The 17,431-nt window shown below is 45.1% G+C and carries 17 protein-coding genes; 4 read left to right on the top strand and 13 right to left on the bottom strand.

Going from position 1 to position 17,431, the window contains the following annotated elements; genetic code table 11:
• Positions 1 to 5: 5 nt before the first annotated feature.
• From blsG to aspS, 7 genes are all read right to left on the bottom strand, one after another.
• Positions 6 to 1,220, bottom strand: coding sequence for an arginine 2,3-aminomutase (gene blsG, locus AAC853_RS09140; RefSeq protein WP_340614361.1), 1,215 nt, complete (start codon positions 1,218 to 1,220; stop codon positions 6 to 8).
• A gap of 668 nt (positions 1,221 to 1,888) precedes the next feature.
• A complete protein-coding gene (gene ruvB, locus AAC853_RS09135) occupies positions 1,889 to 2,896 on the bottom strand; it encodes a Holliday junction branch migration DNA helicase RuvB (RefSeq protein WP_340614359.1) in 1,008 nt (335 codons plus the stop codon).
• A gap of 16 nt (positions 2,897 to 2,912) precedes the next feature.
• The gene (gene ruvA / locus AAC853_RS09130; RefSeq protein WP_340614358.1) at positions 2,913 to 3,530 is read right to left on the bottom strand and encodes a Holliday junction branch migration protein RuvA; all 618 of its coding nucleotides are present in this window, start codon (positions 3,528 to 3,530) and stop codon (positions 2,913 to 2,915) included.
• A 78-nt stretch (positions 3,531 to 3,608) separates the two neighbouring features.
• The gene (gene ruvC, locus AAC853_RS09125; RefSeq protein WP_273559025.1) at positions 3,609 to 4,130 is read right to left on the bottom strand and encodes a crossover junction endodeoxyribonuclease RuvC; all 522 of its coding nucleotides are present in this window, start codon (positions 4,128 to 4,130) and stop codon (positions 3,609 to 3,611) included.
• Positions 4,131 to 4,238: 108 nt separating this feature from the next.
• Positions 4,239 to 4,982, bottom strand: a complete 744-nt coding sequence (locus AAC853_RS09120; RefSeq protein WP_273559027.1) for a YebC/PmpR family DNA-binding transcriptional regulator — start codon at positions 4,980 to 4,982, stop codon at positions 4,239 to 4,241.
• A gap of 30 nt (positions 4,983 to 5,012) precedes the next feature.
• A complete protein-coding gene (gene nudB, locus AAC853_RS09115) occupies positions 5,013 to 5,447 on the bottom strand; it encodes a dihydroneopterin triphosphate diphosphatase (RefSeq protein ID WP_189759477.1) in 435 nt (144 codons plus the stop codon).
• On the bottom strand, positions 5,447 to 7,216 hold the full coding sequence (gene aspS / locus AAC853_RS09110; RefSeq protein WP_340614357.1) for an aspartate--tRNA ligase: 1,770 nt from the start codon (positions 7,214 to 7,216) through the stop codon (positions 5,447 to 5,449). Before aspS ends, nudB begins: the two co-directional genes overlap by 1 nt.
• Positions 7,217 to 7,484: 268 nt before the next feature.
• Here aspS and AAC853_RS09105 point away from each other — a divergent pair, with 268 nt between their 5' ends.
• From AAC853_RS09105 to cmoB, 3 genes are all read left to right on the top strand, one after another.
• Positions 7,485 to 7,883 (top strand): MAPEG family protein, encoded by a 399-nt coding sequence (locus tag AAC853_RS09105; RefSeq protein ID WP_338885488.1) that lies wholly within the window; start codon positions 7,485 to 7,487, stop codon positions 7,881 to 7,883.
• A 214-nt stretch (positions 7,884 to 8,097) separates the two neighbouring features.
• Positions 8,098 to 8,883: a carboxy-S-adenosyl-L-methionine synthase CmoA gene (gene cmoA, locus AAC853_RS09100; RefSeq protein WP_340614356.1), complete on the top strand. Its 786-nt coding sequence runs from the start codon at positions 8,098 to 8,100 to the stop codon at positions 8,881 to 8,883.
• Positions 8,880 to 9,851, top strand: coding sequence for a tRNA 5-methoxyuridine(34)/uridine 5-oxyacetic acid(34) synthase CmoB (cmoB, locus tag AAC853_RS09095; RefSeq protein WP_340614355.1), 972 nt, complete (start codon positions 8,880 to 8,882; stop codon positions 9,849 to 9,851). Before cmoA ends, cmoB begins: the two co-directional genes overlap by 4 nt.
• Positions 9,852 to 9,942: 91 nt before the next feature.
• Here the strand turns inward: cmoB and cutC are convergent, their stop codons facing one another.
• From cutC to AAC853_RS09065, 6 genes are all read right to left on the bottom strand, one after another.
• Positions 9,943 to 10,695, bottom strand: coding sequence for a copper homeostasis protein CutC (gene cutC / locus AAC853_RS09090; protein WP_340614354.1), 753 nt, complete (start codon positions 10,693 to 10,695; stop codon positions 9,943 to 9,945).
• 28 nt (positions 10,696 to 10,723) lie between these two features.
• Positions 10,724 to 12,016: an MFS transporter gene (locus tag AAC853_RS09085; protein ID WP_340614353.1), complete on the bottom strand. Its 1,293-nt coding sequence runs from the start codon at positions 12,014 to 12,016 to the stop codon at positions 10,724 to 10,726.
• Between the two features lie 106 nt (positions 12,017 to 12,122).
• The gene (dgoD, locus tag AAC853_RS09080) at positions 12,123 to 13,271 is read right to left on the bottom strand and encodes a galactonate dehydratase (RefSeq protein ID WP_340614352.1); all 1,149 of its coding nucleotides are present in this window, start codon (positions 13,269 to 13,271) and stop codon (positions 12,123 to 12,125) included.
• On the bottom strand, positions 13,268 to 13,885 hold the full coding sequence (locus AAC853_RS09075; protein ID WP_340614351.1) for a 2-dehydro-3-deoxy-6-phosphogalactonate aldolase: 618 nt from the start codon (positions 13,883 to 13,885) through the stop codon (positions 13,268 to 13,270). The genes dgoD and AAC853_RS09075 overlap by 4 nt, the downstream gene beginning before the upstream one ends.
• Entirely contained in the window at positions 13,836 to 14,747 is a 912-nt protein-coding gene (locus tag AAC853_RS09070) for a 2-dehydro-3-deoxygalactonokinase (RefSeq protein ID WP_340614350.1), read from the bottom strand. Before AAC853_RS09070 ends, AAC853_RS09075 begins: the two co-directional genes overlap by 50 nt.
• A gap of 206 nt (positions 14,748 to 14,953) precedes the next feature.
• Positions 14,954 to 15,502 (bottom strand): VOC family protein, encoded by a 549-nt coding sequence (locus AAC853_RS09065; protein WP_340614349.1) that lies wholly within the window; start codon positions 15,500 to 15,502, stop codon positions 14,954 to 14,956.
• Positions 15,503 to 15,696: 194 nt separating this feature from the next.
• Between AAC853_RS09065 and argS the strand changes: the two genes are divergently transcribed.
• Entirely contained in the window at positions 15,697 to 17,427 is a 1,731-nt protein-coding gene (argS, locus tag AAC853_RS09060; RefSeq protein WP_340614348.1) for an arginine--tRNA ligase, read from the top strand.
• The last annotated feature ends 4 nt before the right edge of the window (positions 17,428 to 17,431 follow it).

Genomic DNA, 17,431 nt, shown 5'->3' with positions numbered 1-17,431 from the left:
CTCTATTAATTTACATTTAAATTAATCAGATCGCTCTTTTTATAATCGACAGCCTTGAAGGGAATAATTTCACCATTACTATGTGCTTCGGCGCCATAATTCAATACAGAGGGAGGTTTAATATATTCAGTAATATCTAAATATTCTTGTTTATAATTCCTCGCAATAATGCGACCATTTTCATGCGTGTTAATATATTTTCGGTTAACAGCCAACTTGCCTAATGTGGTTGTGACGACATACTGAGGTACACTAAAACCTGTTTCGAATCCTACCAGTGCATCCATAATCTCCTGCCCTTTCTCCAGCGTCGTCATGAAATGAGAAACACCAGATACATTATCGCAATGGTACAAATAATAAGGACGAACCCTAATTCTCAAGAGGGCCTTCAGCAATGAGCGCATCGTTTCCACATCATCATTGATACCCTTTAACAAAACAGACTGGTTCTGCACTGGAATGCCATGTCGCAGCAATCGGTCACAAGCAGCAGCCGCCTCTTCGGTCACTTCTTTAGGATGATTGAAATGTGTGTTAACCCAGATAGGATGATACTTTTCCAACATTTGGCAGAATTTTTCTGTCACTCGCTGGGGAGCAAACACAGGATAACGGGTTCCAATACGAATGATATTAATATGTTTGATGCTTCTTAGTCTCTTAATAATGGCTTCAAGAAATTTATCATAATGTATTAAGGGATCACCGCCAGTCAGGAGGACATCATCAATTTCGGGATGGCTCTCAATATAAGCAAAATCTTCTTCATATGATGCAGCAATATCGGCCCCAAAATAGGTTCCGTTAACATCTGTCGTATGAAATTTACGTGTACAATGGCGACAATAAACAGGGCAAGTATCGGAAACAAGTAAAACAATTCGATTAGGGTATTTATGGATCACTCTGGCTGTTTTAAGGTTTGAAGTATCGCCTACCGGATCATTATCAGAATTGTACTCTATTTTCATCTCTCTTAAGTGAGGAATAGTTTGCAATCGAATGGGACAATTCTCGTCATATTTATCCATAAGCGAAGCATAATAAGGCGTGCTCTGCCATAAGTATTTTCCTTTCACAGCCTCAATCGCTTTCTTTTCTCCATCCGTTAATGCAATCCATTTACCTAAATCCTCAGATGTTTTAATTAAGTTACGTAATTGAAATTTTGGGTCATTCCACTCCTCATGACTGAACGATTCTTTACTTAAGAACATATCATCTTCCTCATATGCTTTTGAATACTCTTTGGGATGTGGGTTCTAAATTAGAATTAAAACATGCACATTGATTTACAGGAAGGCATGATACTGTGTATTTCTGCAACCTCTTAATCAATTTCCAACTATACGCATTAAACTTCAAGTTGCAATTTACAACACGATATGAAACCCGATTTCTCCCCCGCTTCGCGGGGAGAAATCACACGCATCTTGAAGTTAAATCGGTATAGAATTTATAATAGCTATAGATGACAATGTAAATAAATCTTACACATTTGTAACCTTTAAAATAGATACCTCTGTTAAAAATAAGTATTATTTTAAAAAAACAAATCATACAATTTAAAATCAAGAAAATTTTTAAAGGTAAATGTCATCCTTTAAAATAAAAAATATATTAAAAGGAAAACATCCTTATCAAAAACAAAGGTTAATTTAAAATATTAAATACAACCATTAAAAAATGGCATTCTTTTAAATAGCGTTTCAAAACGATAGGAGTATTCCTTACCCCGCGCTCCGCGCGGGGTAAGGAACGCCAACATCTGATACTCTCAGTATTATGAAAACCTATTTAAGAGGAAAATAGATTGATTTTTTACAATATAAGAAATATATCCAGCCCCTGGTAATTAACCGGAGCTGGTATGTCAGAATGATTATTATTCGGCTTCCTTGCTCAATCCAAAATGCCGGTAAGCATGATGGGTTGCAATACGCCCGCGTGGCGTTCGTTGGATAAATCCTTGTTGGATCAGGAAAGGTTCCAGTACATCTTCAATCGTTTCTCGTTCTTCACCAATCGCCGCGGCCAAATTATCCAACCCAACGGGGCCACCCATAAATTTATCAATAATGGCAATCAGCAACTTACGATCAAGGTAATCAAATCCGGCCGAATCGACATTCAGCATATCCAGTGCCTGAGATGCAATATGACTATCAACTGTGCCATTACCTTTCACCTGAGCAAAATCACGCACACGACGTAATAATCGATTCGTAATACGGGGAGTGCCACGAGAACGCATCGCGATTTGCCTTGCACCATCATCTGAAATGCCTAATCCCATATAGCGTGCACTACGGGAAACGATGCTCTGCAAATCATCAACATTGTAAAATTCAAGACGCTGTACGATACCAAATCGATCACGTAATGGTGAAGTTAAAGAGCCTGCACGAGTGGTCGCACCAATCAAAGTAAAGGGGGGAAGATCAATCTTGATGGAGCGGGCGGCTGGCCCTTCACCAATCATAATATCCAGTTGGTAATCTTCCATTGCCGGATAAAGGATCTCTTCCACAACCGGCGATAAACGGTGAATTTCATCTATAAACAAGACATCGTGTGGTTCCAGATTAGTGAGCATAGCGGCAAGATCCCCTGCCTTCTCCAATACCGGCCCAGATGTAGTACGAAGATTAACCCCCATTTCATTTGCCACAATATTTGCCAGCGTGGTCTTACCTAATCCAGGGGGGCCAAAAATCAATAAGTGATCCAGTGCATCACCACGCTGACGTGCCGCTTGGATAAAAATTTCCATCTGTTCACAAACATGGGGTTGTCCAACATATTCAGACAGAAATTTCGGCCGAATAGCACGATCAATCGCTTCATCATCTTGCAGAACGCCTGCTGAAACTAGACGGTCAGCTTCAATCATCACTTAACTCCTGTGATTACAGAACCGCACGAAGTGCTTCTCGAATAAGGGTTTCACAATCTGCACCTGGTTTAGCTACCTTGCTCACCATCCGGCTGGCCTCCTGTGGTTTATATCCCAGAGAAACCAGTGCCGCTGCGGCTTCTGCTTCAATCTCGGCAGCGGAATTCGCTTGTTTGCTGACAGCCGGCAAATTAACATCACTACTTTGGTTAAATAGATCGCCATTAAGCCCCTTAAAGCGATCTTTCATCTCTACAACCAGCCTTTCAGCCGTTTTTTTGCCAACACCCGGCAACTTAACCAATGAAGCAATAGCTTCTTGTTCTATCGCTGTAACGAATTGCTGGGCCGACATGCCCGAGAGAATTGCCAGCGCTAATTTAGGCCCAACACCATTGACTTTAATCAGTTCACGGAACAGTGCACGCTCTTGTTTATCATTAAAACCGTATAATAACTGAGCATCTTCACGCACAATAAATTGTGTAAATAAAATCGCTTCCTGGCCAATTTCAGGCAGTTCATAAAAACAGGTCATTGGCATATGAACTTCATAACCGACACCGTGAGTTTCCAATAAAACCAACGGTGGCTGTTTTTCCAACACGGTTCCTCTCAAACGCCCTATCACTGTTTACCCCCTGAAAATAAAATAAATCGTTCCGCTAGCTTATAGCACAAAAAAAGCTGGACGTATATCCAGCATCAACTATTTCAGACGACCACGCGTTAAATTTAACCGCGCATCACCCACCCGCAGCAAATTTTGACTGAGATGACAATGTGTAATAGCAATGGCCAACGCATCAGCGGCATCGGCCTGTGGATTAGCAGACAATTTCAACATCGAACGTACCATGTGCTGAATCTGGCTCTTTTCGGCCGCCCCCGTACCAACCACCGTCTGTTTAACCTGACGGGCTGCATATTCAAATACCGGTATGGATTGGTTAGAGGCTGCAACAATTGCGACTCCACGCGCCTGCCCCAATTTCAAGGCTGAGTCTGCATTTTTTGCCATGAAAACTTGCTCTATTGCAAAAGCATTGGGCTGGAATTGAGTGATGATTTCAGTAACTCCGGCGTAAATCTTCTGCAAACGACTGGGTAAGTCATCGACTTTTGTCCGAATACAACCGCTGCCGAGATAGATAAGTTGCCGTCCCTGCTGGCGAATAACGCCATATCCCGTGACTCTGGAGCCAGGGTCAATACCAAGAATAATCGCCATATCGAATTATTCGCCTAAATCGGTTTGCCTGTGATATGGGATAAAAACGTTAGAGAAAGTGCCCTGATTTGAGGAACACTTTCTCTACGCTGTGAACCCTAATGCCAATTACAGCAGTGCTGCAACCTCATCAGAAATTTCACCATTATGATAAACTTCTTGCACATCGTCAGAATCTTCAAGCATATCGATCAGACGCAGTAATTTAGGCGCAGTTTCTGCATCCAGTTCTGCTTTCGTTGACGGGATCATAGAAACTTCTGCGGAATCTGCCTTGAAACCGGCTGCATCCAATGCATCTTTAACTTCGCCAAAAGACTCTGGAGTAGTATAGACGTCAATCGCACCATCATCATAAGTTTCAACATCGTCAGCGCCTGCTTCCAATGCGGCTTCCATTACCGCATCTTCGTCCAGGCCTGGTGCGTAGGAAATAACCCCTTTTTTGGTGAACAGATAAGAAACAGAACCGTCAGTCCCCAAGTTGCCGCCTGCTTTGGTGAATGCATGACGAACTTCAGAAACAGTACGGTTACGGTTATCGCTCAGGCATTCAACCATGACTGCTGTACCACCAGGGCCGTAGCCTTCATAAATGATGGTTTCCATGTTATCTGATTCGTCGTTACCAACACCACGGGCAATTGCACGATTCAACGTATCACGAGTCATGTTGTTGGACAGCGCTTTATCGACGGCAGCTCGCAAACGTGGGTTAGAATCGGGATCACCACCGCCCAATCGTGCAGCCGTTACCAATTCACGGATAATTTTTGTAAAAATCTTACCACGTTTCGCATCCTGTGCAGCTTTGCGGTGTTTCGTATTGGCCCATTTACTATGACCTGCCATGCAAATATCTCCGATAAAACGTCTTATAGACTAAATGACAAACTCTTCAATTGCTTGCCGATTGCTCCACGACTTCGTCAATGTGGCCGCTTCTTCCGCCGCCAGCCATTGATAAGCCAGATGTTCGGTCAGCAAAATTTCTCGCTCTTCAGGTAATGCCAGAGAGAACCAATGTTCTTTATTCCTCGTGACCCCAGGAGCATATCGATATCGTAGGTGCGAGAAAATCTCATAATAAAGACAGCGTTGACAATCTTTCAGTTCAAGATTTTCATTGATAATATCAATACCTATCTCTTCCTGTACTTCACGTAACGCCGCCTCCCACGGTTTTTCGTCCTTCTCAAGGCTACCTGTCACAGATTGCCAAAACTCAGGATCGTCCCGTCGCTGTAGCATCAGCACCCTTTTGCTGTCAACGGCATAAATCATAACCAGTACAGATTCAGGGCGCTTATAAGCCATTATTCGTTCTCTTTTTTAACGACTGAAATAGCCAATTCTTCCAACGCGGCTGAATTCGCCGGGCTTGGTGCATCCGTCATCAAACATGCCGCTGCCGTTGTTTTCGGGAAAGCGATCACATCACGAATATTATCTGTATCAGTCAACAACATAACGAGACGATCCAAGCCGAAAGCCAAACCAGCATGTGGCGGTGTACCGTATTTCAGGGCATTCAGTAAGAAACCAAATTTCTCCTGCTGTTCCTGCTCATGAATACCCAGAATGCGGAATACCGCCTGCTGCATTTCGTTACGATGGATACGGACAGAACCGCCCCCAACTTCATAGCCATTGATCACCATATCGTAAGCGTTCGCAATAGCAGATTCTGGGTTACTTTCCAATTCAGCCGCCGACATATCACGCGGAGAAGTAAATGGATGATGCATTGCCGTCAAACCACCTGCGCCATTGTCTTCGAACATGGGGAAATCAATAACCCAAAGCGGTTTCCAGCTTGCCAGATCGGTAATATTCAAGTCGCGGCCCAGTTTCAGACGCAGTGCTCCCATAGCATCAGTGACAACATTTTTCTTGTCAGCGCCAAAGAACAGGATATCACCATCCTGAGCATTGGTACGGGACAACAGGTCTTCAACCACTTCCGCAGACAGGAACTTAGCTATCGGGCTTTGCACGCCTTCTAAGCCGGTAGCACGGTTATTCACTTTCATCCATGCCAACCCCTTCGCGCCATAAATGCCAACAAATTTACCGTACTCATCAATTTGCTTACGGCTTAACTCTGCCCCGCCGGGAACGCGAATAGCCGCAACACGGCCTTTTGGATTGTTTGCAGGTTCAGCAAAGACAGAGAATTCTACGTCTTTAACCAGATCGGCAATATCCACCAATTCCAGAGGGTTACGCAAGTCTGGTTTATCTGAACCAAAACGACGCATGGCTTCTTCAAATGTCATAATGGGGAAGCCGCCCAAATCGACACCTTTCACATCCAGCCACAGTTCACGGATCATTTTTTCCATGATTTCGCGAACTTGTTCAGCGGTCATAAACGAGGTTTCAACGTCGATCTGGGTAAATTCAGGCTGACGATCGGCGCGCAGGTCTTCATCGCGGAAGCACTTTACAATCTGGTAATAACGGTCAAAACCAGACATCATCAACAACTGTTTGAAAAGCTGTGGAGACTGCGGCAGTGCATAAAATTCGCCTTTATGCACACGGCTTGGCACTAAATAGTCACGCGCACCTTCTGGTGTTGCTTTAGTCAGCATTGGCGTTTCAACATCAATGAAACCCGCATTATCCATAAAACGACGCACAAAACTGGTGATCTTGGCACGGGTTTTCAGACGCTGCGACATCTCAGTGCGACGCAGATCAAGATAGCGGTATTTCAGGCGCTGCTCTTCACTGTTATTCTGGTTGCTGTCCAGTGGCAATGGCTCCGAGCGGTTGAAAACCATCAGGCTTTCTGCGAAAACTTCAATTTCGCCGGTTGCCATATCTTTATTGATTTGGTTATCAGGGCGCGCACGCACAATCCCCGTAATTTGAATACAAAATTCATTACGCAGTTCAGAAGCCTGAGCAAAGACCTCTTTCTGGTCTGGGTCAAAAAATACCTGAACGATACCCTCGCGATCTCGCATATCAATAAAGATCAAGCCACCTAAATCACGGCGACGATTTACCCACCCACAAAGAGTCACTTTTTGGCCTTCATGGGCCAGGTTCAACTGCCCACAATAATTAGTACGCATACAATATCCTTTTACTCAGCTCGTTATGCTTTCTGCTGCGGAAATTTTGGCATTGTTCTTTCTAGGAAGAATTGCAAAAAAGGTCGCTATTATACTGGAAATTCTAACCGGAGATAAGGCCATAACGCCGTTCTTGACAAGACAATTTTTTGCTATCCGCTAACATTCATAGAATTTATTATTAAATACTATGATTTATAGCGACAGTTTTCTTTTTGCGGTTTATCATCATTTAGCCGTTTTTGGGTTGGGCAATTGGAGTTAAGAAATGGTTAGCTCGCTTTATATCGTACTGGGCGCACTACTGTTAATTAAGCTGTCTCTGGATGTAGTCAAATTAAGAACGCAATATCGGGTCGCTTATGGCGATGGCGGTTTTTATGAATTGCAAACCGCCATTCGGGTTCATGGTAATGCAGTTGAATACATTCCAATTTCAATGTTGTTATTGATTGTAATGGAGATGAATGGCGCCCCCGTTTGGATGCTGCACATTTGTGGATTAGTATTACTTTCAGGCAGGCTCCTACACTACTTTGGCTTACGTCATCGAGAAATACGCTGGCGGCGTATGGGCATGGCGGCAACCTACATCTCAATGATAATAATGATTGTCAATAACATTTACTATTTGCCGTGGGAGCAGATCTTTTCTCTCTACACATAAATAGAGCTATTTCTTATATAGAGTTCCCTACATCTTTTCTGCGTATGTTGCGTTGTAGCTCGATGGCAAAAACCTTATCAGCATAGGTGATTAGAATGATACCCAAGGCGGTGCATTACCGCCTGAGGGGGCATCCATTGATGATCCCCTTTCTGCCTTTTCCTGCATTCTGTTAGAATAACCGCTTCTTATTGTTTCCAAAATCAATGCTGTTATGTCAAATCAAGAATCTCATAATCAACGGGATAGCCTGTTCTCCGCCCCAATTGCCAATTTAGGTGACTGGCGTTTCGATGAACGTGTTGCCGAAGTTTTTCCCGATATGGTGAAACGCTCAATTCCCGGTTATTCCAATATCATTTCCATGATAGGTATGCTGGCAGAACGTTTTGTCACGCCAAATAGTCAAATTTATGATCTTGGGTGTTCCCTTGGTGCAGCCACGTTATCAATCCGCCGTGCTATTAGCGCCGAAAATAATAGTGTCCATTCCCATACAGAGGGTTGCCGTATTATCGCCGTCGATAACTCACCGGCAATGATCGAACGCTGCCGTCGCCATATTGACTCTTTCAAGGCCAACATCCCCGTTGAAATCATCGAACAGGATATTCTTGATACCGACATTCGCAATGCATCAATGGTCGTTTTGAATTTCACATTACAGTTCCTGCACCCTGATGATCGCCAGAAAATGCTGGATAAAATCTATGCCGGTTTAAAGCCTGGGGGCGTTCTGGTACTGTCTGAAAAATTCAATTTTGACGATGAGCAGATTGGCGAGTTGCTCTTCAATATGCACTATGATTTCAAGCGCGCCAATGGTTACAGCGAACTGGAGATCAGCCAAAAACGCAGTATGCTGGAAAATGTTATGCGGACAGATCCAGTTGAAACGCACAAATCACGCCTCAAACAAGCCGGATTCCAGCACGTTGAAGTCTGGTTCCAATGTTTTAACTTTGGCTCATTACTGGCAGTAAAAGGAACTGGACAATGATTGATTTCAGTAACTTTTATCACTTGATCGCCAAAAACCACTTAAGTCATTGGCTGGAATGCCTGCCCGCACAATTAAGCCATTGGCAGCAAACCTCATTGCATGGCCAATTCAGCTCATGGGTCAAAATTCTGGAGAACCTGCCTGACATAAATCCCACCCAACTTGATCTGAAAAATGGTGTGATTGCGAACCATAAACCCGAGTTATCAAACGGTGAAAAAGCCCGTATTCAAAATATCCTGAAACTATTCATGCCGTGGCGTAAAGGACCTTTTTCACTGTACGGTGTAGAAATTGATACCGAGTGGCGTTCTGACTGGAAATGGGATCGCGTCCTTCCGCATATTTCGCCTTTAGAAGGCAGAACTGTCCTTGATGTCGGCTGTGGCAGCGGTTACCACATGTGGCGTATGGTGGGGGAAGGTGCTCAGCTCGTTGTGGGAATTGATCCAACCCAACTTTTTCTTTGCCAATTTGAAGCCATCAGAAAATTACTGGGTAACGACCAACGCGCCCATCTTCTGCCTTTGGGCATTGAACAATTACCAGAGCTAAAAGCCTTCGATACGGTGTTTTCAATGGGCGTGCTTTACCATCGCCGTTCCCCCCTCGACCACTTATGGCAACTGAAAAACCAGTTGGTTTCCGGCGGTGAATTAGTTCTGGAAAGCCTGGTTATTGAGGGTGACGAATATCAATGCCTCATTCCCGGTGAACGTTATGCACAAATGCGGAATGTCTACTTTATTCCGTCGGCCAAGATGCTAAAAGTTTGGTTAGAAAAATGTGGTTTTATTGATGTTCGCATTGTTGATCATGCGGCCACAACACTGGATGAACAACGCCGGACAGAATGGATGCAACATGAATCGCTGATCGATTTTCTTCATCCAGACGATAACAGTAAAACAATAGAAGGCTACCCAGCACCACTACGGGCTGTCCTTATTGCCCGTAAGCCATAGTCTTTTTCTTCTTTTAGTTTGTAGCTTACTGGCTATCCCCGTTACATAGTTGACTATGTAACGGGGAATTTCCGATGAAACACAAGCTATTTTATTTTTTCCGTTGAACCAAACTGATCATTCCCTTCATCGACTCAACCAATTGCCCATCAACACAATGGTAAGCATATTCATCTACCTCTCTGTCATCAGAACTCATCGTCACGCCGACTTTTCGATATTTCATAGCAGAATGCACCATTTTACCTGCCGAACTGTGAATTTCTGTTATGCCAATTTCCAAAAATTTACAGATATTACTCATTCTGACACCCGCCCCAGGCATAATAATTGGCCCCTGGCTGGCCTGTAACAATTCTTTTAACAAGGGTAATCCCAACTCAGCACTTTGTTGTTGGCCTGAAGTTAAAATACGCTGTACACCCAGCTCTGTCAGTTGTTCTAACGCAATATGTGGACTGAAACACATATCGAAGGCACGATGGAAAGTGACTTCCATATTCCCTGACAATGACATCAATTGCCTCATGCGAAGCCGATCAATATGACCTTCTCCATTTAACACGCCAAAAACAACGCCAGGAAATCCCATATCACGGATACGAGCGACATCATTTTTCATTACTTCAAAATCAGTGTTGCTGTAACAGAAGTCTCCTCCTCTTGGCCGGACAATGGGATGTACAGGAATTGATAAATGCTGTCGTGCATGCTGCAATGCACCGAAACTCGGTGTTACCCCACCTTCCGATGGGCTTGCACACAATTCAATGCGATCAGCTCCTGCCTGTTGTGCAACCAAAGCACAGTTTATGCTATAACAACAAATTTCCAGCTTTATCATTCAAAGCCCCTCGGATATAAACGCCCAATTAGCCTACACGTTTCACCTCTCCCACAAGAAAGATATAGGAGAGAGCACCAATCAATGTGACGACAGAAATGTAAACCAGTGCTGGAGAAAAACCATAGCGCTGAGCCAAATAACCAATCACCAGTGGTACAGAGATCCCACCCAACCCACCGACAAAATTAAAAATGCCACCGATCAAACCAATCAAATGCATCGGTGCCAGTGAAGAAACCAGTGACCAGGTAATAGACGCAAAACCGTTACCAAAAAACGCCAGCGCCATCAACACCATGATCCATATTGGATTGTTAGTGTAGTTGGCTCCCATAATACAGGCGGAAATTATCAAACCACAAATAATCGGGGTCTTACGTGCCGCTCCCAAAGAGAACCCCCTACGTACCATGTTATCAGCCAACCAGCCAGAGAGCAGTACACCCAAAAATGCGGCCAGAAAGGGAAGGGTCGTCATGAAACCCGCTTTTAGGGCGCTAATTCCCTTCTCTTGGGTCAAATAATTTGGGAACCAGGTCAAAAAAAACCACAATGTTGAAGCGACTGCAAATTGCCCCAGATAGACGCCCACCAGCTTAGGGTGGAACACCAGCTTCCAGTCCGCGATAGTAAGAGGCTGTCGAACCGCTTTCTTAACTGGCGAATCACCATCGACTATCCCTCCTCCACTGCGGATATACTCAAGCTCTGTTTGACTCATATTTTTTGTTGATCGTGGCTGTCGATAAACGTTAATCCAGATCAGTGACCAAATAAACCCGATGCCCCCTGTTACGAAAAAAACCCAGCGCCAGTTACTTAATTCCTGGAGCCCTATGAGAAGCGGCGTCAGAAAAGCAAGCCCCACAAACTGGCCTGATGTGTAAAACCCAACGGCAGAGGCACGTTCATGTTCAGGGAACCAACTTGTTACCATCCGGTTATTGGTGGGGAATGTCGGGGCTTCAAAAATACCAGTAATGGAACGTAAGCCTATGAGTGATATCAGACCGGTTGCAACACCCTGTAATAGGGTCGCCACCGACCAGCCAAGAATGGCAATAAAATAGGTCAAGCGTGAACCAACGCGATCAAGGAACCAACCACCGGGAATTTGACATAAGGTATAAGACCAAGAGAAAGCAGAAAAGATGTAACCCATTTCCGTTTTTGTGACCCCAAACTCTTTCTGGATATTGGCTGATGCAACCGCAAGATTAGCTCGATCAACATAACAAATGACGACCGTAATAAAGATCATTATCAACGTCAGATAGCGCCGACGCCCAATTTTCGTCGTTGTTACTGAAATATTCATCTCAATCTGTCTCCAGATTTTGGGCATAGTGAAACCCGCCACCTTGCCTTGTCGTTAACAGAGGGTGTAAAAGAACGCATTGATTTAGTTAGTTAATAAGGGGCAATTACCATTCAGCAACGGAACCATCTTTATGTCGCCATATTGGATTTCGCCAGTCCGATACATTTTTGCTGCGCTCAATGACCTGTGCTTCGTCAATTTCAACACCCAGACCGGGTTTCATCAAGGGTTTAAAGAAACCACCTTCCATACTGAAATCTTCTTTATTTTTCACAAAATCAAGTAACTCCGCTCCTTTATTGTAATGAATGCCCATGCTCTGCTCCTGGAATACCGCATTACGTGATATGAAATCGATGTGCAGGCAAGCGGCCAGCGCAATCGGTCCCAGTGGACAATGCGGTGCCAGTGCGACATCATAAGATTCAGCCATACCTGCAATTTTATGGCATTCAGTAATACCTCCCGCATGCGATAAATCTGGCTGGATAATTGCCAGACCACCCACTTCCAGTACACGTTTAAATTCAAAACGGGAAAACATCCGCTCGCCTGCCGCAATGGGAATATGGGTCTGCGCCGCCAGACGTGGATAATATTCCGCCTGTTCCGCCAGCACCGGTTCTTCAATAAATAAAGGCCGATACGGTTCTAACGCTTTGATTAATACTTTCGCCATTGGTGCGCTGACACGGCCATGGAAATCAAGCCCAAATTCAATTTCATGGCCGAACGTTTCACGGATCTGCGCTACCGTATTGACAGCAGTATCGATTTTTCTCGAATCCTCAATGATGCACAGTTCTTCACAACCATTTAATTTGAATGTATCAAAACCAATCTTCCGTAAGGTTTTAATACCGTCAATCACCTCCGAAGGACGATCACCTCCCACCCAGCTATATGCTTTGATCTTATCGCGCACCAATCCACCCATCAGTTGCCACACGGGTGCATTCAAGACCTTACCTTTGATATCCCATAAAGCCTGATCGATGCCCGCTATGGCACTCATCAAAACAGTCCCGCCACGATAAAAACCTGCGCGGTACATCACCTGCCATAAGTCATTGATACGGGCTGGCTCCCGTCCAATCAAATATTCACTTAGCTCGTGCACTGCCGTTTCCACTGTCCGGGCACGGCCTTCAATTACCGGCTCTCCCCAGCCTGCAACACCTTCATCTGTGTCAATTTTTAGGAACATCCAGCGTGGAGGTACACGATAAGTCGTGAATTTAATTATTTTCATCGTACGGCCTCGCGATACGCATTAACAAATAAGGTTGCTTGCCGTACAGTACGATCAACAGATTGACCGGTGCGATAAAGATCACTGCCTAAACCGGCCCCTATGCAACCTGCGTTAATCCATTGAGACAAATTATCTGGCGTTACCCCCCCCACGGCGAAAACAGGTATGTCTGGTGGTAACACCGCTTTCAATGCCTTGATATAGTTCGGGCCGAATGCCGATGCTGGAAAAATCTTTAATGACTGTGCTCCAGCTTCCAGCGCGGTAAACGCTTCTGTCGCTGTCGCGCAACCTGGACATACTGCCATACCATAAGCGACTGCTTTGCGGATCACTTCGCAGTGGATATTAGGCGTGACAATCAATTTACACCCCATTTCCGCCAACACATCTACCTGCTCTGGTTTCAGTACAGTTCCCGCCCCAATCAGTGCCTTACGGCCAAACGCTTGCACAATGGCTGGAATACTCTGTTCCCACTGAGGAGAGTTAAGCGGGATCTCTACTATATCGAACCCAGCGTCAATGACCGCCGCGATGTGTTCAAGCGCTTCGTCGGGTCTAATACCGCGAAGAATAGCGATAAGCGGAAGATTGGCTTGCCACAGCATTTGCGATACTCCTTATACCTGCCTGAAAAACGGTATCGCCGTCTGCCAAAGAGATATTTCGTCCGATAGCGTTAAACGCCTGCTGATAACGAGCAGCTAACGAAAGTCCGGCGACGAGTGTGATAGTCTGTTGATCAGCAAAATAGTGACTCATGCTCGCCACTTCTGCACCAATCAACAGGCCGGATAAAAATTCACTGACATATTCGCGCGGCAGGGCACCCAGTATGTGCGAAGCGCGAACTTCGAATAAAAAAGGCAAAAGCACCGGAGAATCTATTCCCCGTTTAAGACCAGCGTTAAAAACTTCGGGACAGACTGCCTGTTCGGGCAATCCCGCGCCCACCAGTGAATGATGCAAAAGTAAATGGTGGAGTTCACCGGTCATCACAGTACGGAAATCGTGGATTTGTTGGTCATCAGCGGATACCCATTTACAGTGAGTACCGGGCATGACATAAAGGGAAGAAGGGAAAAGCTGGTGAGCGCCTAATAATTGTGTCTCTTCGCCTCGCATCACGTTGTGGTTATCTTCACGTGAAACACACAATCCAGGAATAATCCAGACATTATCGGCGACTGGGGTTAATTGCTCGCCGATTGCAGAGAACTGAATGGGAACCGACAGATATGGAACTGTTTTCCAGCCCATGTTGCTACCGATCATCCCTGCCATGACAATCGGCGTTTTGTCATTTCGCCAGCCTTGGGTCATTTCTGCTAACACTACCTGTGGCGATTTTCCATTAAGGCGGGTGACTCCCGCTACCGATTGCCTGCTTTCCAGACATTCATCGCCCTGATATAGCCAGGCGCGTAAATTGGTCGATCCCCAATCAATCGTGATGTAGCGTGCTGTCATGTGACTTCCTTAAGCCTTCTATTGGCTGGCAATCATGGCAAATGCAGCCTGCTCCGCTGCATTCCCGCCCTGATACTATCGTATCAAACAGCGCTTTATTTTTTAGTCGCCCACCCAGATTCGTTCAAATATCATTCATCCAGACGAGCTTATCGCTACGCGGAGTTGCAGTGCTACGATAAAGATCACAAAAAGAACACGTATGTTTAATTTTTGATAATCTCTTTGAGAGAAAAAGGGTGAAATTTGATGGTGATTTCACCATTTGTTACCGCTAATGTTGGATTGGGTAATCTTTCACTATCCCCTTTCGGCTGACTCTCTTTCGTACGAAAAACAGCGGGCAGCGGATCAGGCAGTAATTTATAGGCTTCGCGAATCAGTTGTTCTGGTGGCACAGGCAGGACAAATTCGACATGTTCCCAGCCTGCGTGAAGATATTGCTTTTTACCCGGATAAGGTAATTCGACACAGTCAATTTGCCAGCCAAGTAAAGTGATTGGCTGTTCTAACTCAAATAAGCAGATCGGCCGGCCATTGATCATGCTCTCAGACATCAATTGACCACATTGCAGAAAACCTTGCCGCCAGCGATCAGCGATTGAAATATCATTACAACGCAGGGAAATATGATCCGCTGCATACTGTGTAAGTTCCAGGCCAAGATATTCACCAAACTGTTTTAGCTTTTGTTCAAACTGATATAAATCAACCACCAAATCCTGTAATTCAGGAATTGTTGCAAAGTGTGTCATCTTTCCCCCAGCAAAAAACTATCACCTGAAAGGCGAGCTAAAAAACCCAAAGTCGTACCGCAAGCGGCGGCTGATAGTAGCATGCAGGATAATGAATATGGTATAAAACCCGTTATTTTCTCATAACTCACACGCTTAAAAGTATTTGCATAATTCAAATGCAAGGGCTTTTGTGCGTAATTTAAGGTACTACGGTGAATATTCAGGCCATTCTTTCAGAAAAAATCAGCCATGCGCTGATTGCTGCTGGTGCTCCAGCCGACAGTGAAGCTCACGTTCGTCAATCTGCAAAAGCTCAGTTTGGTGACTACCAGGCAAATGGTGTCATGGCGGCAGCGAAAAAAGTGGGAATGCCACCCCGACAATTGGCAGAAAAAGTCGTCAGTTTGCTGGATCTGCAAGGAATTGCCAGCAAAGTTGAGATTGCCGGTCCTGGTTTTATCAATATCTTTCTGGATAAAACGTGGGTTGCTGCCAATCTCGAAACTGCGCTGAAAGATGAAAAACTGGGCATCACGCCGGTCGCGCCACAAACCATCGTTATCGACTATTCTGCACCGAATGTGGCAAAACAAATGCATATTGGGCACATTCGCTCCACGATCATTGGCGATGCCGCAGCCCGTACTATGGAGTTTTTGGGACACAAAGTCATTCGAGCCAATCACGTTGGTGACTGGGGTACTCAGTTCGGAATGCTGATTGCTTATCTGGAAAAAGTCCAGAACGAAGATGCCAGTGATATGGCATTAGCCGATTTGGAAGCCTTCTATCGTGAAGCGAAGAAAACTTACGATGAAGATGAAGAATTTGCGGCTCGTGCCCGTAGCTACGTCGTAAAACTGCAAGGCGGTGATGAATACTGCCGTACCATGTGGCGCAAACTGGTTGATATCACCATGTCGCAGAATCAGGAAACCTATCATCGCCTGAACGTGACATTGACAAAAAAAGATGTCATGGGTGAAAGTTTGTATAACGATATGCTGCCTGGCGTTGTTGCCGACCTAAAACAACGTGGACTTGCCGTCGAGAGTGATGGGGCTATCGTGGTTTACCTTGATGAGTATAAGAACAAAGAAGGCGAACCAATGGGGGTCATCATCCAGAAAAAAGATGGCGGCTACCTTTATACCACCACGGATATTGCCTGTGCCAAGTACCGTCATGAAGTCCTGCACGCTGATCGGGTTCTCTACTACATCGATTCACGCCAACACCAACACCTGATGCAGGCTTGGACAATCGTACGCAAGGCGGGTTACATTCCTGAGTCGATGTCACTCGAACACCATATGTTCGGCATGATGTTGGGCAAAGATGGCAAGCCATTCAAAACCCGTGCGGGGGGAACAGTCAGATTGTCTGATTTGTTGGATGAGGCCATCGAACGCGCAGATGCCCTGATCCGTGAGAAAAACCCAAATATGCCGGAAGACGAACTGAAAAAAGTTGTCAACGCCGTCGGTATTGGCGCGGTGAAATATGCCGATCTTTCCAAAAACCGCACTACCGACTATGTATTTGATTGGGATAACATGCTCGCCTTTGAAGGTAATACCGCACCTTATATACAGTATGCCTATACCCGCGTAAATTCTATCTTCAAACGTGCAGAAATTGACGAAAGCAGCCTGATCCACCCGATGCTTCTGAACGAAGAACGTGAACAAGCTCTGGCGACGCGCCTGTTGCAATTTGAAGAAACCATCACAACTGTTGCCCGCGAAGGCACTCCTCACGTGATGTGTGCTTACCTCTATGATCTGGCAGGCCTGTTTTCTGGTTTCTACGAACATTGCCCAATCCTGAGCGCGGATAGCGAAGAAGTGCGTCAGAGCCGCCTGAAATTAGCCCTGCTGACAGCGAAGACCTTGAAGCAAGGTTTGGATACCTTGGGTATCGAGACGGTAGAGCGGATGTAATTAC

The organism is Xenorhabdus thailandensis (genome assembly GCF_037996785.1).
GTDB lineage: Bacteria > Pseudomonadota > Gammaproteobacteria > Enterobacterales > Enterobacteriaceae > Xenorhabdus > Xenorhabdus griffiniae.
This window is presented reverse-complemented; position numbering and strand designations above follow the sequence as displayed.